This is a genomic window from Nocardia sp. CC213A, assembly GCF_030766805.1.
Classification (GTDB): Bacteria; Actinomycetota; Actinomycetes; order Mycobacteriales; family Mycobacteriaceae; genus Nocardia; species Nocardia otitidiscaviarum.
In genome coordinates this window covers 473636-494314 of the sequence record NZ_JASFXA010000004.1, presented here as the reverse complement: position 1 = coordinate 494314, position 20679 = coordinate 473636, and the positions used below count along the sequence as shown (strand labels likewise).

The following is a 20679-nucleotide window of genomic DNA, read 5'->3' as shown; positions in this document are numbered from 1 at the left end:
TTCCGTCCGTCATTCCGGCATGCTGTGGAGCCGGAATCCCCATACTCCGGCGGCCGTCCACCGCCGGGGTAACGGTCGATGCGCAGAGATTCGATGAAGCAGGATGTGCGCCCGCGCGGCGCGCAGACGTAGACGGCAAGAATGAGGCGGAGTTGATGGGTCGGGAAGACGGAAAGCAGCGCACGCTGACGGGGGAAGGGCCGCGGGCATGACCCGGCCGGTTCGTCAGCGGCCCACCCGCACCCGTCGACCCCGGGTCACCACGCTGCCGCAGCTCATGGCGTCGGCGGTGGAGGCCAATCCGAGCGGGGAGGCCGTCGTCTACGCCGATGCCGCGGCCACGCTGGGGACGCTCCGCTACGCCGAGCTGGACGCGCGCTCCACCCGGCTGGCACGGCTGCTGATCGAGCGGGGGATCGGACCCGAGGATCTGGTGGCGGTCGGGATTCCGCGGTCGTTGGACTCCGTCGTCGCGGTGTGGGCGGTCGCCAAGACCGGCGCGGGATACGTTCCGGTCGACCCCAACTATCCGGCCGACCGGGTGACCCACATGGTCACCGACTCGCGGGCGGTGCTGGGACTGACCGTCGCCGCGGTGCGCGACGATCTGGCCGACGACGTCGAATGGCTGACCATCGACACCGCCGAATTCGAGCGGCAGGTGGCGTCGTATTCGGAGGAGGCCATCACCTCGGCGGACCGGGTGCGGCAGCTGCGCGCCGAACATCCGGCCTACGTCATCTACACCTCCGGTTCGACCGGCAAGCCCAAGGGCGTGGTGGTCACCCAGGCCGGTCTGTCCGGCTTCTGCGATGAGCAGCGTGAGCGCTACCGCACCGGAACCGGATCGCGCGCACTGCATTTCGCCTCCCCGTCCTTCGACGCCTCGGTGCTGGAGCTGCTGCTCGCCCTCGGCGGGGCGGGGACGCTGGTGGTCGCCTCGCCCGAGGTGCTCGGCGGTGACGAACTGGCCGCGCTGCTGCGGCGGGAACGGGTGACGCACGCGTTCATCACCCCGGCCGCACTGGCATCGGTGGATCCCACCGGGCTCGACGACCTGCGCGTGGTGGTCGCCGGTGGCGAAGCCTGCCCGCCGGATCTGGTGCGGCGCTGGGTACTTCCCATTGCCGGCGGCGGCACCCGGGAGTTCTACAACGGGTACGGGCCCACCGAGACCACCATCATGACCAATATCAGCGCACCGCTGGTGCCGGGGGAATTGGTCACCATCGGCGGTCCGGTGCGCGGCATCACCGAATACGTGCTCGACGAGCGGCTGGTGCCGGTGGTCGACGGCGTGGTGGGGGAGCTGTACATCACCGGTGCGCAGGTGGCGCGCGGCTACCACGAGCGACCGAGCCTGACGGCGGCGCGTTTCGTGGCCAATCCGCTCGATCCGGGCGGATCCCGCCTCTACCGCACCGGCGACCTGGTGCGGCGCACTCCCTCCGGTGATGTGGAGTACCTGGGGCGCAACGACTTCCAGGTGAAGGTGCGCGGCTTCCGCATCGAACTGGGCGAGATCGACGCGGTGCTGGGCTCGCACGACAGCGTGGACTTCGCCGTCACCGTCGGTCACCAGCTCGATTCCGGGGCGACCATTCTCGCCGCCTACGTCCATGCCGCCCCGGGCGCGTCGGTGGATGTGGACGAGCTGACCGCCTACGCCGAGCAGAGCCTGCCCGCGCATATGGTGCCCACCACCATCATGGTGCTGGATACGATTCCGCTGACCCCGGTCGGCAAGCTGGACCGCCGCGCCCTGCCCGCACCGCAGTTGCGCACCAAGGAATTCCGCGCCCCGGCCGGTCGCCTGGAGGAATTGGTCGCGGGCGTTTTCGCCGACCTGCTCGACCCGGGCGATCCCATCGGCGCGGACGACGACTTCTTCGAACTCGGCGGCAATTCGCTCATCGCCACCCGGGTCGCCGCCCGGCTGGGCGCGGAGATCTCCGCGCGCGTCCCGGCCCGCATGATCTTCACCGCGTCGACGGTCGCCGGACTGGCCGCCCAGTTGGAACCGCTCGTCGGCGCGGGCGGACGGCCCGCGCTCACGCCGCAGCCGCGCCCCGACCGCATTCCGCTGTCGCTGGCGCAGCAGCGCATGTGGTTCCTCAACCAGTTCGACACCGCCTCGGCGGCCAACAACATCCCGTTCGCCATTCGGCTCACCGGTGCGCTCGATATCGCGGCGCTGCGTGCGGCCATCGGTGACCTGGTGCGGCGGCACGAGACGCTGCGGACGGTGTACCCGGCCGTGGACGGCACCGGCTATCAGGTGGTGCTGCCCGCGGAGCAGGCGACTCCGGAGCTGGAGCCGCAGGTGGTGGAGCCGGAGCGGGTCGCGGAATGGCTCACCGGGCTGGCGCTGCGCGGCTTCGACGTGGCCGCCGAGGTGCCGCTGCGTATCGAACTCGCCGAAATCGGGCGCGACGATTATGTGATCGCGGTGGTGGTGCACCACATCGCCGCCGACGGCGCGTCGGTGGGACCGTTCATGCGAGATCTGCTGGCGGCCTTCTTCGCACGTCGCGGTGGCGAGGCTCCCGCCTGGGAGCCGCTGGCGGTGCAGTACGCCGACTACACCCTGTGGCAGCGGGCGCTGCTGGGCGATGAACACGAACCCGGCTCGCTGGCCGCCAACCAGATCGACTACTGGCGCGAGACCCTGGCGGGCATTCCGGACCGTCTCGACCTGCCGGCCGACCGGCCGCGGCCGTCCATCGCGTCCGGGCGGGGCGCGGTGTACACCTTCGAGATCGACCCCGCGCTGCACGCGCGCCTCACCGAACTCGCCCACGACAGCGGCGCGTCGCCGTTCATGGTCGTGCACGGCGCGCTGGCTACGCTGCTGGCGCGGCTCTCGGGCACCGACGACATCGTGATCGGCACGCCGGTCGCGGGCCGCGGCGAGCGCGAACTCGACGACCTCATCGGCATGTTCGTCAATACGCTGGTGCTGCGCACCCGGGTGGACACGGGCGCGACGTTCGCGGACCTGCTGGAGAACGCGAAAGAAACGGATCTGGCGGCGTTCTCGCACGCCGAGCTGCCGTTCGAGCGGCTGGTGGAGATCCTGGACCCGGTGCGGTCGCAGGCACACCACCCGCTGTTCCAGGTGGCGCTGTTCTTCCACAATATCGAGACCCCGCGCATGGAGCTGCCCGGACTCACCGCCGAGGCCGTCGAATTCGACGGTGCGGTAGCGAAATTCGACCTCCAGCTGTCGGTGATTCCACGCGAGCGCGACGGTGCGGCCGACGGCATGACAGCCGTGTTCACCTACGCCACCGACCTGTTCGACGAGGTCACGGTGGCGGAGTTCGCGCAACGGCTGGTGCGCGTGCTCACCGCCGTCACCGACGATCCGCGCGCCGCCCTCGGTGAGATCGACCTGCTCGACGCCGCCGAGCGGGAGCGAATCCTGCACCACTGGAACGACACCGCGCATCCCATCGCCCCCGAACTGCTGCTGGACGAGTACCGCCGCGCGGTGCGGCGGCATCCGGACGCCGTCGCGGTGGTGTACGAGGGGGCGGAACTCACCTACCGCGAATTCGATGAACGGGTCAACCGGCTCGCCCGGCTGCTCATCGCCGAGGGTGTGGGCGCGGAATCACTGGTGGGCCTGGCGATCCGGCGGTCGCTGGATCTCGTGGTGGGCATGTACGCGATCATCACCGCCGGTGGCGCGTACGTGCCGCTGGATCCGGACCATCCGGCCGAGCGCATCGCCCACATTCTCGACACCGCGCAACCGGTGGCGGTGCTCACCACCAGCGCCGACGAGGTGCTGGTGCCCGAGGGCACGCCGGTCATCCGGCTCGACACCGCGCCGCTGGACGAATTCGCCGCCGCGCCCGTTACTTCCGGTGAGCTGCTGCGGCCGGTGCGGCCCGATCATCCGGCGTACGTCATCTTCACCTCCGGCTCCACCGGTCGGCCCAAGGGGGTCGCGGTCTCGCATGCCGCCATCCACAATCAGACCACCTGGATGCTGGCGGCCTACCCGCTGACGCCGGACGACGTCTACTTCCAGAAGACCGCCACCACCTTCGACGTATCGCTGTGGGGCTACTTCATGCCGCTGCGCACCGGCTCGAAGCTGGTGGTCGGCACCCACGACGGCCACCGGGATCCGCTGTACGTGGCGGAAACCATTGCCCGCGAGGGCGTCACGATCACCGACTTCGTGCCGTCCATGCTCACCGTCTTCGCCGCGCACACCGCGCCCGGCAGTATTCCGACGCTCCAGGACGTCTTCGTCATCGGTGAGGCGCTGCCGCCGGAGACGGTCGCCGCGTTCCGGGCCGTGTCGGGGGCGCGGGTGCACAACCTGTACGGCCCCACCGAGGCAGCGGTGTCCATCACCTACTGGCAGGCGCGTGGGGACGAACGGTCCTCGGTGCCGATCGGTCTGCCGCAGTGGAACAGTCGGGTGTACGTGCTCGATTCGCGGTTGCGGCCGGTTCCGGCCGGTGTCGCGGGTGAGCTGTATCTGGCCGGTGATCAGCTGGCGCGCGGTTATGTGCGGCGACCGGACCTGACGTCGGATCGGTTCGTGGCCAACCCGTTCGGTCGTGGTGAGCGCATGTACCGCACCGGTGACCTGGTGGTGTGGCGCGAATCCGACGGGGTGCGGCCGGAGCGCCTGGATTACATCGGGCGCACCGATTTCCAGGTGAAGTTCCGTGGTCAGCGGATCGAGCTCGGCGAGATCGAGACGGCACTGCTGGCCCAGCCCGCGGTGAGCGCGGCGGTAGCGCTGGTGGTGCCGTCCGAGCTGGGCGACCAATTGGTGGCCTATGCCGTGCCCACGCCCGGCCACACCATCGAGCAGACCGAACTGCTGGCGGCGCTGGCGGATTCGCTACCGCAGTACATGATTCCGGCGACCGTCGTGACGCTGGCGGAATTCCCGCTGAACGCGAGCGGCAAGCTGGACCGCAAGGCGCTGCCCGAACCGACCTTCGCCGGACGCGAATTCCGTGCTCCCGCGACGCCGGTGGAGGAGATCGTCGCCGGGGTGTTCGCCGAGGTGCTCGGGATCGAGCGGGTCGGCGCGGACGACGACTTCTTCGCATTGGGGGGCAATTCGCTGGTCGCCACGCAGGTGGTGGCGCGGCTGGGGGCCGCCATCGGTGCGCGCGTGCCGGTGCGCACCCTGTTCGAGACGCCGACGGTGACCGCGCTGGCGGCGGCGGCGGAATCGCAGACGCGCCGGGGCCGCACCCACGAGTTGGGCGCTATCGCGCGTCCGGAGCGCTTGCCGTTGTCGCTGGCGCAGCAGCGCATGTGGTTCCTCAATCGCTTCGAGGATCTCGGCGACGGCACCGTGTCGGCGGGTTCGGCGGCCTACAATCTGCCGTTCGCGCTGCGACTGTCGGGCAGTCTCGATACCGAGGCGCTGGCGTACGCGCTCGACGACGTGGTGACCCGGCACGAGGTGCTGCGTACCGTCTATCCCGAAACCGCCGACGGTCCGGTGCAATTGGTGCTGCCCGCCGGATCGCCGGAGGCGGCCGTGCGGCTCGCGCCGGTGCGCGTCACCTCGGAGGAAGCCTTCGCAGCGGTCGTCGAACTCGCCGCCACCCCCTTCGACGTCACCCGTGAGGTGCCGATCCGGGTGCGGCTGTTGGAGATCAGCGATCTCGCACCCGGTTCGCGGCGCGAATACGTACTGGCCGTGGTCGCCCACCACATCGCCGCCGATGCCTCCTCCATGGGGCCGCTGGTGCGCGACATCATGACCGCCTACGCCGCCCGCACCGGCGGCTACGAACCCGGTTGGCAGTCGCTGGCCGTGCAGTACGCGGACTACGCGCTGTGGCAGCGGGCCGTACTCGGCGACGAACATGACCCGGAATCCATTGCCGCACAGCAGATCGACTACTGGCGCACGGCGCTGGCCGACCTGCCCGACCTGCTGGAGCTGCCCACCGACCGGCCGCGGCCCGCGGTGGCGTCGCTGGCGGGTGCGCGCGTCGACGTGACCATCGACGCCGACACCCATGCCGGGCTGGTGCGGCTGGCCCGCGAGCACAACGCCACCATGTTCATGGTGGTGCACACCGCGTTCGCGGTGCTGCTGGCGCGACTGTCCGGCTCCGGTGACATCGCCATCGGCACCCCGGTCGCCGGACGCGGCGAACGCGAACTCGACGACCTCATCGGCATGTTCGTGAACACGGTCGTCTTCCGCACCCGCCTGGACGGCGGCGACACCTTCGCCGACGTGCTGGCACGGCAGCGCGATATCGACCTGCAGGCGTTCTCGCACGCCGATATTCCGTTCGAGCGCCTGGTCGAGGTGCTCAGCCCGCCGCGCACCACCGCCCACCACCCGCTGTTCCAGGTCGGCCTGTCCTTCCAGAACATGGCCCGCGCCGCGCTCGAACTGCCCGGCCTCACCATCGCCGGGGTGGACGCCGACCTCGAGGTCTCCCAGTTCGACCTGCACCTCATCGTCTCCGACGGCTACGACGAACACGGCGCACCCGCGGGTATCGGTGGCTTCATCACCTACGCCACCGACCTGTTCGACGAACGCACCGTGATCGGCTTCGTGGAGCGACTGCACCGCCTGCTCGCGGCCGTGGTCGCCGACAGCGCCGCACGGGTCGGCGATATCGACCTGCTCGCCCCCGCCGAACGCACCGAACTGCTCCAGGCCCGCAACGACACGGCGCACCGCGTCGAGGCCACCACCCTGGCCGCGCTGCTCGACCGCAGCATCAACACCGTGCCCGGAGCCATCGCGCTCATCGGCCCCGACGGCGACACGGTGAGCTACGCCGAGCTGAGCAAACGGGTGAATCGCCTGGCGCGGCACCTGATCTCGCTGGGTGTCGGTCCGGAGGCGCGGGTGGCGCTGGCGTTGCGGCGCTCGGTGGACCTGGTGGTGGCCATGTACGCGGTCTCGGTCGCGGGCGGCGCGTATGTGCCGGTCGACCCCGACCAGGCCGCCGACCGCACGAACTACATCCTCGACACCGCGACCCCCGTCTGCGTCCTGACCAACGCCGCCGCCGACTTCCACACCGACCGCGCCCCCCTGGTGCGGATGGACGAACTCGACCTCGGCACAGTCGATTTCATGGCGCTCACCGACGCCGACCGCATCGCCCCCCTACGCCCCGAACACACGGCGTATGTCATCTTCACTTCGGGTTCGACCGGCCGTCCCAAGGGTGTGGCGGTGCCGCACGCCGCCATTGTCAACCAGTTGCAGTGGAAGACGGCGGAATTCGGCCTCGGCGCGGCCGACGCGGTCCTGCTGAAGACGGCTGCGACATTCGATTTGTCGGTGTGGGAGTTCTGGTCGGCGGCGGTCTCCGGTGGGCGTTTGGTGATCGCGTCGGCCGACGGCCATCGTGACCCGGCGTATCTGAACGAGTTGATGGCGCGCGAGCAGGTCACCACCCTGCACGTGGTGCCGTCCATGCTGGACGCGCTGATCACCGAATCGGGTGGCACCCTGGCGGGTTCGCTGCGCCGTGTGCTGGCCATCGGTGAGGCCCTGCCCGCTGCGGTGGCTCAGCGTTTCCGCACCGCCAACGCTCAGGCTCAGCTGTTCAATCTCTACGGCCCGACCGAGGCGGCGGTGTCGATCACCACGCACCTGGTGACCGACGCCGACACCGGTTCGGTGTCGATCGGTGTGCCGGAGTGGAACAGCCAGGTGTATGTCCTGGATGCGCGTTTGCATCCGGTGCCCGATGGTGTCGCGGGTGAGTTGTATCTCGCGGGTGCGCAGTTGGCGCGTGGTTATTTCGCGCGTGCGGATTTGACGGCGGATCGTTTCGTGGCGAATCCGTTCGCGGTTGATGGTTCGCGGATGTATCGCACGGGTGACTTGGTGGCCTGGAACACTGCCGGTGAGTTGGAGTATCGGGGTCGTACGGATTTCCAGGTGAAGATCCGTGGTTTCCGTATCGAGCTCGGTGAGATCGAGTCGGCGTTGCTGGCGTTGCCGGAGGTGGCTCAGGCGGCGGTGTTGGCGAAGTCGGATGCCCGCACGGGTGACCGTTTGGTGGCGTACGTGGTCCCCGCGTCGGGGGAGCGGAACATGTCCACCGAGTCGCTCGCGCTTGGGCGGTCTGCGCCAGGGGCGCGGGGTGGGCAAGCGCAGCCGCGCACCCCGGAGGCGGACCCGTTCCCCACGACCGGTCCGGACGTTCCCGAGCCCGCACTCCTGGATACCGCCCGATTGAAGTCGGCGTTGTCGGCGGCGTTGCCGTCCTATATGGTTCCGTCGGCGTTCGTGGTCTTGGACGCGCTGCCGTTGAATGTCAACGGCAAGCTGGATCGTAAGGCGTTGCCGGAGCCGGAGTTCGAGTCCACGGCGTTCCGTGCGCCGGCGACCCCGATCGAGGAGATCGTGGCGGGTGTGTTCGCCGAGGTCTTGGGTGTCGATCGGGTCGGTGCGGATGATGATTTCTTCGCGCTGGGCGGTAATTCGTTGTTGGCGACGCAGGTGGCCGCTCGTATCGGTGCGGCGTTGGATGCGCGGGTTCCGGTGCGTGTGTTGTTCGAGGCGTCGTCGGTGGCGGGTTTGGCGGCGCGGGTGGAGCAGCATGCGGGTGCGGGTGATCGTCGGGCGTTGACGGCCCAACCACGTCCGGAGCGGGTTCCGTTGTCGTTGGCGCAGCAGCGGATGTGGTTCTTGAACCAGTTCGATACGGCGTCGGCGGCGTACAACATTCCGGTCGCGGTGCGTTTGACCGGTGATCTGGATGTGGAGGCGTTGCAGCAGGCGGTGGCGGATGTGATCTCCCGCCACGAAACCCTGCGCACCATCTACCCCCAGGCACACGGCACCGCCCACCAACTGATCCTCCCCCCGTCCCAAGCCATCCCCGACCTGACCCCCACCCCCGTCACCCCCGCCACCCTGCGCGACAGCATCACCACCATCGCCACCACCGGCTTCGACGTCACCACCGAAGTCCCCCTCCGCGCAGCCCTTTTCCACATTCACACAGGCGACTCGGGCATCCACACGGGTGACTCGGGCGTCCACCCAAGCGACTCGGGTGACCACGCGGGTGGCCCGGGCTTCGACACCGGCGACCCGCGCATCCACGCGGGCGAGCCCGTTGTCCACACCGGCGACCCTGGCACCCTCGCAACCGATCCCGAGTACGTCCTGGTCTTCGTCGCCCACCACATCAGCGCCGACGGCTGGTCCATGGGCCCCCTGACCCGCGACGTCATGCTGGCCTACGCCGCCCGCTCCCACGGCGACGCCCCCGCCTGGACCCCGCTCCCGGTGCAGTACGCCGACTACACCCTGTGGCAGCGCGAGGTGCTCGGCTCGGAAGACGACCCACAGAGCCTCATCGCCGCCCAAACCGACTACTGGCGTACCGAACTGGCCGATCTGCCGGACGAGATCAACCTCCCGTCCGATCGCCCGCGCCCGCCGGTGGCCTCCTTCCGCGGCGGCACGGTGAGCTTCCCGATCAGCGCCGAGATCCAGGCGGGCCTGCGGGAGATCGCGCGCGAGCGCAACGCCACCATGTTCATGGTGGTGCACACCGCGCTGGCGGTGTTCCTGTCCCGCCTGTCGGGCACCTCGGATATCGCCATCGGCACCCCGGTGGCCGGTCGTGGCGAGGCCGAACTCGACGATGTGATCGGCATGTTCGTCAACACCCTGGTGCTGCGCACCCGGGTGGCCGGTGAGCTGACCTTCGACGAGCTGCTCGCCGAGGTCAAGGACACCGATCTGCGCGCGTTCGCGCACGCCGACCTGCCGTTCGAACGTCTCGTCGAGGTGCTCAACCCGGAGCGCAATACCGCCCGCAACCCGCTGTTCCAGGTGATGCTGGCCTTCCAGAACCTGCACGACAGCAGCTTCGACCTGCCCGGCCTGCGCATCACCCCGCTCGAATCCGATGCGCAGACATCGCAGTTCGATCTGGCGCTGGCCCTGCGGGAGACCGGTGAGGCCGGTATCTACGCCGTATTCACCTACGCGCGTGACCTTTTCGACGAGTCCACGGTGGAGGTGTTCGCGCAACGCTTCACCGCGCTGCTCGCGGAGCTCACCACCCGCCGCGACACCCCCGTCGGCGATCTGCCGCTGCTGGATCCGGTCGAGTACGAACTGCTCACCCACGTGCACGGCGACGATGTCATGGCCACCGGCCTGCTGCCCGACCTGCTCACCGCGGGACTGCGGCACGGCCGTGACCGCATCGCCGTGCGCTGGCGCGGCAACTCCATCTCCTACGGTGATCTCGACGAGTACTCGTCGCGGCTGGCACGCCTGCTCATCGACCGCGGCGTGGGGCCGGAAAAGCTGGTGGCCGTGGCCTTCCCGCGTTCACTCGGCATGGTGATGGCGGTGCTGGCCATCAGCAAGGCCGGTGGCGCGCACGTACCCATCGACCCGACCTACCCGGCGGACCGGGTGCGGCACATGATCACCGATTCCGGTGCCATGCTCGGCCTGACCTCCAAGGCGTACGCCGATATCCTGCCCACCGAGGCGGATTGGCTGGTCATGGACGACCCGGCCACCGATCAGCTGGTGTCGCTGCGGTCCAACGCGCCGGTGACCGACGCGGATCGCCGTGCGCCGCTGCGGATGCGGCATCCGGCGTACATGATCTACACCTCCGGTTCCACCGGCAGGCCCAAGGGCGTCGTGGTGACGCACGCGGGTGTGGGCGGTCTCGCCGACTACGCCACCTCGCGGTACGACCTGCATCCGGATCACCGGATGCTGCACATCTGCTCGCCCAGCTTCGATCCGTCGGTGCTGGAGTGGGTGTGCGCCTTCTACACGGGCGCGACACTGGTGATCGTGCCCTCGGAGATCATGGGCGGCCCGGAACTGGCCGACCTCATGCGGGCCGAGCAGGTCACCCACGCCATCATCACCCCGGCCGTGCTCGGCACCATGGACCCCGACGGACTCGAACAGCTCGAAATGCTGTCCGTCGGCGGCGATGTCACCACCCCGGAACTGCTGGCCAAGTGGCAGCCGGGCCGCGTGTACCACAATGCGTACGGCCCCACCGAGACCACCATCATCTCGTCCTACGCGCAGTTGACGCCGGGTCGGCACATCACCATCGGCACGCCGGTGCACGGCATGTCGGCGCTGGTGCTCGACGCCCGCCTGCATCCGGTACCGCCGGGCGTCGCGGGTGAGCTGTACCTGGCGGGCGGTGCGCTGGCGCGCGGCTACCACAACCGTCCCGGGCTGTCCGCCGAGCGGTTCGTCGCGAACCCCTGGGGCGCACCGGGTTCGCGCATGTACCGCACCGGCGACGTGGTGCGCTGGTACGCCGAACCGCAGGATCGCAGTGGCAACCGCGCGCTGCCGTCCATCCAGTGGGAGCTGGATTACGTGGGGCGCAGCGACTTCCAGGTCAAGATCCGCGGCTTCCGCATCGAACTCGGCGAGATCGACGCGGTGCTCGCCAGCCACCCGGATGTCGACTTCGCGGTCACCCTGGGCCGTGCGAACAGTGCGGGCGTCACCATGCTGGTGTCCTATGTGCGCGGGAAGTCCGACCGGGCTGTCGATCCCGACGCGCTCACCGATTTCGCCGCGCACAGCCTGCCCCCGCACATGGTGCCCGCGGCTGTCGTGGTGCTCGACGAGGTGCCGTTGACGCCGGTCGGCAAGCTGGACCGCGCCGCGCTGCCGGAACCCGTCCTGGCGCAACGGGAGTACCGCGCCCCGGGCACACCGCTGGAGGAGGCGGTGGCAGCCGCCTTCGCCGAGGTGCTGGGAGTGGAGCGGGTCGGTGCGGACGACGATTTCTTCGCGCTCGGCGGCAATTCGCTGCTGGCCACCCGAGTCGTCATCGACCTGCACGAGCGCACCGGGGCGCGGATCGCGGTGGCGGCCTTCTTCGGCGACGCCACCGTCTCCGGTCTGGCCCGGCAACTGGGCATCCTGCTGGAGTCCGAGCAGGACGCCGAGGCAGCCGTGGCGGCTGCCCTCGCGGTGGTGCTGCCGCTGCGTGCCGAAGGGCAGCGACCGCCGCTGTTTGTGCTGCATCCGCTGGGCGGATTGTCGTGGTGCTATTCGGGATTCACCCGCCACCTGCCCGTGGAGCAGCCGATTCTGGGCATCCAGACCCCGGCGCTCACCGAGCCGGACTACGCGCCGGAATCGCTGGCCGATATCGCGGATCGCTATACGGCGGAGATCCGGCGGGCGCAGCCCGAGGGGCCGTACCGACTGCTGGGCTGGTCGCTGGGCGGCACGCTCGCCCACGCCGTGGCCACGCGCCTGCAGGGTGCGGGCGAACGGGTGGACCTGCTGGCCATCCTGGACGGGTATCCGCGCGTGGACGACACCGATTTCAGGTCGGCCGTCCGGGAGACGTTCACCAGCCTCGGCGTCGCCGTCGACGACCTGCCGGACACCGGCAATCTGACCGAGCTCGGCGACGCGGCGCTGGCCGCGCTGCACGCCTCCATCGCCGGAGAGCTGGCGGCCATGACGCCGGAGCGGCTGCGGCACATCTACCAGGTCGCCATGCGCAGCGTGGAATTGGCCGACGTGGAGCCCACCGAGATGTTCCGCGGCAATCTCCAGTTCTTCACCGCCACCGTCGACCGCACCGAAACCATGCGGCAGTGGACGGCGGCGGACTGGCAGCCCTACGTCTCCGGCCGGATCGTCGACCACGCGATCGACGTGCCGCACGAACAGATGACCGGTGACGAGGCGCTCGCGGTCATCGGCCCGCGCATCGCCGAACTGCTGGACGCAGCCGAGGACGCGTGTGCGCCGCACCGGGAGCCGACGGACGCCGTGGCGGCGCGAGACGGCGAGGCGATCGCGATGGGCGCGGATGACGGGCTCACACCCGCATCGGACGACGCGGGGCGCGATCCCGACGCGAAGGCAGGCGAGGCCGTCGGCGACGTCGAACCGGGTCGCCGGTCGACCGAGTCGGGCTACCTGACCGGCGCGTCGGACAGCGGCGTGATCGGTTCACCATTCGGTCCGGCGGTACCCGTGGACGCGATGGCGGTGTCGGGCGGGGGCGGCGACACCGACGCGCCATCCGGTCCCGTGGAGGTGTCGCCGCTGCCGCCGGGGGCGGTGGATGTGCTCGCCGCCGAACCGTCCGGGCTCGTCATTCGCGTCATCACGCTCGATATCGCCGCCGACTGCCCGCCCTGGCGGGTGCGGCAGTCCGTGGTCGCGCTGTTCGAACGGCACCCGGGGCTGCGGACCCGGCTGCGCCGGGACGCGGACGGCCTGAGCCTCGAGTACCCGGACGCCGATCCGGAGGACGCGGTGGTGTGGCGGTTCGACTGGGCGGGGGAGACCTCCGGCGATCTCGTCGACAGCGTCATCCGTGCCGCCGCCGCGGAACTGGATCCCGACAAGGGGCGCAATGTCCGCTTCGTGCTGCTCGACGCCAAGGAGGTGGACCCCGTCGCCGAGACCGTCGACGAGGCGGCCGCCACGCTGGTGGTGATCGCCAACGGGCTGGTCGTGGACGACACCTCGTGGCGCACCATCATCGAGGAGCTCACCGCGTCCTGGTCCGGCGGCCACGCCACGCCACCCGCCGCCGTCGCACATCCGGCGGGCCTCGCCCGGGAGTTGGCGCGCCGCGCCGACCACCCGGACATCGTGGCCGAACTGCCGTGGTGGCTCGATGCCCTGGAGGCCGGGCCGATCACCGATGCCGACCCCGCGGGGGGACGCGGGCGGATCACGGTGACCATCACCGCGGAGGGCGCGGGTGCGGTCGACACCGTGGCCCGGCGCTACCAGGCCACCATCGACGAGGTATTGCTCACCGCGCTGGCCGTCACCCTGCCCGCCCTCGACGGCATGGCCGAGCTGCTCGGCTCGGTGGTCCGGCTGCCCGCCGACGGCCGCCTGTTCGGCGACCCCGACGCCCAGCGCGCCATCGGTGCCTTCACCACCAGCTACCCGCTGCCGCTGCGGCTGAACGCGGTGGACTTCGACGAGATCCGCCAGGGCGGCCCGGTCGCCGGAAGTGTGATTCAACACGTCCGTGACATGTGCCGGACGGTGCCGTCGCAGGGGGTGGGTTTCGGCCTGCTGCGCCACCTCGGCACGGCCGCACCGGAACTCGCGGGCGCGGCGGGCCGGATCGGATTCCGCTACCGGGATCTGCGACCGGCCCGCGTACACCCCGAAACCGCCGCGCCCGACCTGCACCTGGACATCACCGTCGACACCACCCAGGACGGATTCATCGCACGATTCGACTACGCCGGAGCCGTGTTGTCCTTGGACCAGGTGAAGGGTTTGGTGGAAGGTTGGGTACAGGCACTGGGCGGGCTAGCCGAGCACGGCCGGGCATCGAATACGTAACATTGACCCCTGTTGTGGCGACTGCATAGGCCGTATGGTCTGTCGAAGTGCTCTGGCCACGGTGTGGAGGCCGTCGGGAGATCCCCGACGGTCGGGGTGGTCGCCAGGACTCGAATTGAAGCGAAGGTGTGAAACATTGATTCGTCGATCTGTCCGGAACGGGGTTGCCGTCGGCCGTCGCCGCGGCGCGCGTGCTGCCGCGCTCATCGCGGCCACCGCCGTACTCACCGGTCTGACCGCCGGCATCGGCACGCAGAGCGCTGTCGCTGACCCGATCATCGACAACAAGAAGCTGCTCGCCGATCCCGTGGCCCCCGACGGGTCCAGGATCACCAAGGCCGAGATGAAGGACGAGCGGAACATCCGCCTCTACGTCTACTCGGCCGCCATGGACGCCACCTATCCGGTCGATGTGCAGCGGCCCGCCGACACCTCGGAACCGCGCCCGACCCTCTACCTGCTCAATGGCGCGGGTGGCGGGCAGGACGACGCCTCCTGGCAGAAGAAGACCGATATCGTCAACGGCTTCCTCGGCGACAAGAACGTCAACGTGGTCCAGCCCATCGGCGGCAAGTGGTCGTACTACACCGACTGGCAGCAGCCCGACCCGAATCTGGGCGTCAACAAGTGGACCACCTTCTTCACCGAGGAGCTGCCGCCGCTCATCGACGCCGCCCTCGGCACCAACGGCATCAATGCCATCGCGGGCATCTCCACCTCCGGCACCACCGTCCTGCAGCTACCCGAGAAGGCCCCGGGCCTGTACAAGGCCGCCGCCGCCTACTCCGGCTGCGCCCAGTTCGCCGATCCGGTCGGCCGTGAGTTCATGCGCCTGACCGTCGAGGTCTGGGGCGGCGGCGAGATGGAGAACATGTACGGTCCGCCGGACTCGCCCGCCTGGGTCGAGAACGATCCGGTCGTCAACGCCGACAAGCTGCGCGGCGTGGAGCTGTACATCTCCACCGGCAACGGCCTGCCCGGCCAGTACGACACGCTGAACGGCGAGTACGCGCTGCCCGGTGCGTACGGTCTGGCCAACCAGCTCATCATCGGCGGCGCGATCGAGGCGGGCACCCAGTACTGCACCGCCAACCTGAAGAACAAGCTGGATTCGCTGGGTATCCCGGCGACCTACAACTTCCGCAACTCCGGCACCCACTCGTGGGGCTACTGGAACGACGAGTTCAAGAACTCGTGGCCGGTGCTGGCCCGCGGCCTGGGGCTGTAGGCGGTAGCCGATCCGAGGCTCGACGCCCCGTCCGCACTGTTGGTGCGGGCGGGGCGTTTTCGTGGGGCGCCGATCGATTTCACCTGGAAACAGGGAGATTGGTCTCTTTCTCGGGGGCTCGCTGAACGATAAGTTCGGTAACCCATAAACTTTGTTTTGTGAGCACTACCGTATTGGCCGACCCGCCGCGTTCCGCATGGCAGCGGGCGCGGTCCGCGGCGGTACTGCTCGGTCCGGCCTTCGTCGCCGCCATCGCCTATGTGGACCCCGGCAATGTCGCCTCGAATATCAGCGCGGGCGCGCAATTCGGCTATCTGCTGGTGTGGGTCATCGTCATGGCGAATGTCATGGCCGCGCTGGTGCAATTCCTCAGCGCCAAACTCGGGTTGGTGACCGGCATGTCGCTGCCCGAGGCGGTGCGCGCCAAGGCCGGCCGCCCGATCCGGCTGTCGTACTGGGCACAGGCCGAGACCGTCGCCATGGCCACCGATCTCGCCGAGGTGGTGGGCGGTGCCATCGCGCTGAACCTGCTCTTCGGCCTGCCGCTGCTACTGGGCGGTGTGATCACCGGACTGGTGTCGCTGGCCCTGCTGGCCGTGCAGAACCGGCGCGGGCAGCGGCCCTTCGAACGGATCGTCACCGGCATGCTGGCCGTCATCGCGGTGGGATTCCTGGCCAGCGTGGTGATCGCGCCGCCGTCGGCGTCGGGCACCCTGGGCGGCCTGGTCCCGCGATTCGACGGCACCGAGAGCGTGCTGCTGGCCGCCGCCATGATCGGCGCGACCGTCATGCCGCACGCGGTGTACCTGCACTCCGGACTGGCCCGCGACCGGCACGGCAGCCCCGAACCCGGTCCGCTGCGCGCTCGACTGCTGAAGATCACCAAGGTCGATGTGGGCCTGGCCATGGTGCTGGCGGGCACGGTGAACATGGCCATGCTGCTCATGGCCGCCCAGACCCTGCGCGGGCGCGAGGGCATCGACACCATCGAGGCCGCCCACGGGGCGGTGCGCGACGTGCTCGGCCCGGGCGCGGCGCTGCTGCTGGCCATCGGGCTGCTCGCCTCCGGCCTGGCCTCCACCTCGGTGGGCGCGTACGCGGGCGCGATGATCATGGACGGGCTGCTGCATCGCACGGTGCCGCTGCTGGTGCGCCGCGTGGTGACCCTCGTTCCGGCGCTCGCCATCCTGGCCGTCGGCTTCGACCCCACCCGGGCACTCATCGTCTCGCAGGTGGTGCTGTCCTTCGGCATCCCCTTCGCCCTGATCCCCCTGGTGCGCTTCACCAGCGACCGCGCGCTCATGGGCGAGGACGTCAACCATCGGTTCACCACCGGGCTGGCCTGGCTGGTTGCGGGCATCATCTCGGCGCTGAACGTGGCGCTGATCTATCTCACGGTCACCGGAGGGTGACCGTGTCCCACGCGGTTTCGCAACCGCTCGTGCGGCGCAGGGGGCCGCACGCAGGGCCGCGCCCCCGTTCCGGGCATCCGGAGCGGGGGCGCGCGGCACCGCTCAGGCGGCGATCGAGCCCGCGTAGTGGTCGGCGATGTCGTCGCTGGTCGTCACCCACACGGCGGGGTGATTGGTGATGTAGTCGAGCGCCTCGACGAGATAGCGGTGCCGGAATGCCTGCCCGATCACGAACGGGTGCAGGGCCAGGGGGAGCACCCGGCCGCTGTCGTCCGCCTCGGCATCGGCGACGAGTTGGTCGAGTTGATCCTTCATCATCTGCACGAATTCCGGGCCGGTATGCCCCTTGGCGGTGAAGATGCCGAGATCGTTGAGTTCCACCGTGTACGGAACGCTCAGCATACCGGGCACATTCAGGTGGTACGGCTGATCGTCATTGGTCCAGTCGAGCACGTACCTGCCACCCAGCTCAGCGAAAAGCTCTGGCGTATTGAATGTTTCGCCGAGGGCCGGACCCATCCAGCCGCGTGGGCGCGCTCCGGTGCTCTTCTCGATGGTGGTGAGGATATCGCTCAGTACGGTGCGCTCCTCCTCGATCGTGAGGCCCGTGTGCAGGTGGCTGTTGCTGCTGCCGTGCGCCAGCCACGCCCAGTCGCGCTCCACGCCGGCCGTGATGATCTGCGGGTACCGCTGCGCCACATCGGAATTCAGCAGCACGCTGGCCCGCACGCCGAATCGGTCCAGAGCCTGGATCACGCGCCAGACACCCACGCGCGCACCGTAGTCGCGCCAGCCGTAGTTGAGCGGATCCGGGGTCAGCCCGGCGGTGCTCTCGTTGATGGAGGTGCTCGGCAGATCCACGTAGAAGTGCTCGATATTGAGCCCGACGTAGAAGGCGACGCGCTTGCCGTCCGGCCAGTGGATCGGTTCCCGTTCGGTGATGGGGCTGTAGTCGAAGAGTGTGATGTCCTTGCTCATGCGCATATGCTCGAACCTTGACATAGATGTGAAGGTCAAACGTCATCCGGTGTGAGGTGTGCCATATGAGAATCGGCGAACTGGCGCGACGGACCGAAACTCCGCCGCGGCTGCTGCGCTACTACGAGGAGCAGGGGTTGATTCGAGTCGACCGCTCCGCCAACGGCTATCGCGATTACGACGAACGGCTCGTCGATCAGGTGGTCCACATCCGCGGTCTGTTGGAGGCCGGCCTCCCGACCCGCATCATCAAACAGATCCTGCCCTGCCTCGACAACCCCGCCGACATCCACTTCGCCGATGCCACACCGGAAATCATCGCCACCCTGGAAGATCAGCGCGACCGCATGAGCCGGCGCATCGACCTGCTGACCCGCAACCGCGACGCCATGACGCGATATCTGGAATCGCTGCGCGGCTGCGCGCGAGCGGTATGAGGAAAGCCCGCAGGGTGCGGGCGGCCTTCGTGCCGCGCGGGATGCCGACGCGCCGGTGTATCGCGCCGCGCGAACGGACGTGGCGCATGGACGATGCGGCGTCCCGGTGACTCAGTCGGCGAAGACCGGCTTGCGCTTCTGGAGCATCGCGGCAGCGCCCTCGGCGAAGTCCGGCGCCTCCAAAAGCTCGGACTGGCCGACCTTTTCGGCCGCGAGCACACCGTCCAGGGCGGCCAGGGCGGCCTGATGGAGGGCGCGCTTGGTGAGTTCGGTGGCGCGACGGGGGCCGTTGGCCAGTTTGGCGACCGCGGCCTCCACGCGGGCGTCGAGTTCGTCGGCGGGCAGGACGTCGGTGACGAGGCCGTGCTGTTTGGCCTTGGCGGCGGGCAGTCGCTCGCCCAGCAGCGCCATTTCGGCGGCCAGCGGACGACCGGCCGCCGCCGCGACCATGGCCGCCGCACCGCCGTCGGGCATCAGGCCGATATTGATGAAGGCCAGCAGCAGATAGGAGTCCTCGGCGAGGTAGGTCAGATCGGCGGCGAGCGCGAACGCCGCCCCGATCCCGGCGGCGGCTCCCCGTACCCGGGCGATCACCGGCAGCGGAGAATCCACGATCGCCTTGATCATGGCGTTGGCGGCGTCCATGGTCATCTCCGAGGTGACGCCGCGCGCCGTCGCCGCGGGTGCGGCCGCGAGATCGGCCCCGGTGCAGAAGTCGCCGCCCTCGCCGGTCAGAACGATGACCCGCAACGCGGTATTCTGCGATGCCGCCCGCACCGTCTCCCCGAGCCCGACCATGGTGTCGTAATCGATGGCGTTCTTCCGCCTGGGGTTGGTGATCGTGATACGCAGTACCCGTCCGTCCGGAACGGCAGTGAAGCCCGGGGTGGTCGCGATATCGGTCATGGGTGCTCCTGGGTACGCGAACGGCGACGGTGCCGATGTGGTTCGCCTTGCCATTGTGGTCCGCATTGCGAATTGTGGTTAACTTAGGTGTACTTGTTCGGCACTGTCAACAGTCGGTGCCACCGAGAAGGAGAAGGTGAATGGTCGCCGATCGCAGCGAGCCGGGACTCGCTTCCGCGCGACCGGACGGCGATGCGACGCCCCGGCGTCGACCCAAGAACCGCAAGGGTCAGATCGTGCGGGTTGCCGCCCGGGCGTTCGCCGAACGCGGCTATCACCCGGTCGGAGTGGATGAGATCGCCGCCGAGGTCGGCATTTCCGGCCCCGCCCTGTACCGGCACTTCAAGAACAAGTACGCCCTGCTGGTCGCCGCCGCCGACATGGGCGCGCAGCAGCTGCTCGACGCCGCCGAGGCCGCCGACGATCCCGAGCTGGAACCGGAACCGCGACTCACCAAGCTGATTCGCGGCATTGCCGAGTACACCATCGACGTGCGCCGCGAGGGCGGCCTGTACCGCTGGGAACGCCGCTATCTGGAGCGCGCGGACCGCGATCGCATCCGGGTCATGTACGTGGATCTGCACGAAACCGTGGCGGTGCCGATCCGCGAGCTACGCCCGGACGCCGACCCCGCCGACATCACGCTGCTCACCGCGGCCGTCCTCAGCGCCATCGGCAGCATCACCCACCATCGCACCACGCTGTCCACCACCCGGCTGGTCGGCCTGCTCGACGACATCTGCCGGTCCATCCTGTGCACCGAGCTGCCACCCGCGCCGCCGCCCGTCACCGGCGATCCCGTCCCGCGCGGCCTGCCGGTCATCTCCAAGCGCGAACAGCTGCTCACCGAGGCCATCCGCATCTTCGGTCGGCAGGGCTACCACGAGGCGAGCATCGAGGAGATCGGCGCGGCCGCGGGCATCAACGCCTCCAGCGTGTACCGCTACTTCGCCAGCAAATCGGATCTGCTGGCCGCGGCGTTCCATCGCACCGGCGAACGGGTGGCCATCGCCAATGCGGAGGCGCTTGCGGAGGCCACCAGCCGCGCCGACGCCGCCGTGCGCATCGCCGAGCGCTTCGCGCGGATGACCTTCACCATGCCGGAGATCCTGCCGGTCTACTTCGCGGAATTCTCCAATCTGCCAGCCTCCGAACAGCATCGACTGCGCTCCATCCAGCGTCAGAACGTGCTGGAATGGGCCAATCTGCTCGACGGCGATCCCGTGGAGGCGCGTTTCCGGGTGCACGCGGCCATCGCCCAGGTGATCGATGTGGGGCGGCGCATCAAGTTCGACGCCCGCCCCGAGAACATCGCGCGGGTGAGCACGCTCATGCGAGCCGTGCTGCTCGGCGTCGACGCGACAGCCCCCGTGCGGAACTGACGAT

Annotated in this window: 7 protein-coding genes; 5 read left to right on the top strand and 2 right to left on the bottom strand. The window is 69.3% G+C overall.

Annotated elements, in window-relative coordinates; genetic code table 11:
• Positions 1-208 precede the first annotated feature (208 nt).
• The 3 genes from QJS31_RS10625 to QJS31_RS10615 all read left to right on the top strand — a co-directional run bounded on the left by QJS31_RS10625 (position 209) and on the right by QJS31_RS10615 (position 16972).
• Positions 209-14332 carry a non-ribosomal peptide synthetase gene (locus tag QJS31_RS10625; RefSeq protein ID WP_306356551.1) on the top strand — a complete coding sequence of 4708 codons (14124 nt, stop codon included), beginning with the start codon at positions 209-211 and terminating at the stop codon, positions 14330-14332.
• A gap of 205 nt (positions 14333-14537) precedes the next feature.
• A complete protein-coding gene (locus QJS31_RS10620) occupies positions 14538-15560 on the top strand; it encodes an alpha/beta hydrolase (protein WP_372341757.1) in 1023 nt (340 codons plus the stop codon).
• Between the two features lie 173 nt (positions 15561-15733).
• Positions 15734-16972: an Nramp family divalent metal transporter gene (locus QJS31_RS10615; RefSeq protein WP_282785124.1), complete on the top strand. Its 1239-nt coding sequence runs from the start codon at positions 15734-15736 to the stop codon at positions 16970-16972.
• Positions 16973-17074: 102 nt separating this feature from the next.
• On the opposite strand, the gene QJS31_RS10610 is transcribed toward QJS31_RS10615, so the two are convergent.
• Positions 17075-17950, bottom strand: a complete 876-nt coding sequence (locus tag QJS31_RS10610; protein ID WP_195114477.1) for a polysaccharide deacetylase family protein — start codon at positions 17948-17950, stop codon at positions 17075-17077.
• A gap of 65 nt (positions 17951-18015) precedes the next feature.
• Here QJS31_RS10610 and QJS31_RS10605 point away from each other — a divergent pair, with 65 nt between their 5' ends.
• On the top strand, positions 18016-18387 hold the full coding sequence (locus QJS31_RS10605) for a MerR family transcriptional regulator (RefSeq protein WP_029923592.1): 372 nt from the start codon (positions 18016-18018) through the stop codon (positions 18385-18387).
• A gap of 111 nt (positions 18388-18498) precedes the next feature.
• Here QJS31_RS10605 and QJS31_RS10600 read toward each other — a convergent pair whose 3' ends face one another.
• On the bottom strand, positions 18499-19293 hold the full coding sequence (locus QJS31_RS10600) for an enoyl-CoA hydratase-related protein (RefSeq protein ID WP_282778684.1): 795 nt from the start codon (positions 19291-19293) through the stop codon (positions 18499-18501).
• Between the two features lie 140 nt (positions 19294-19433).
• Here QJS31_RS10600 and QJS31_RS10595 point away from each other — a divergent pair, with 140 nt between their 5' ends.
• Positions 19434-20675 (top strand): TetR/AcrR family transcriptional regulator, encoded by a 1242-nt coding sequence (locus QJS31_RS10595; RefSeq protein WP_306356550.1) that lies wholly within the window; start codon positions 19434-19436, stop codon positions 20673-20675.
• Positions 20676-20679: the final 4 nt, after the last annotated feature.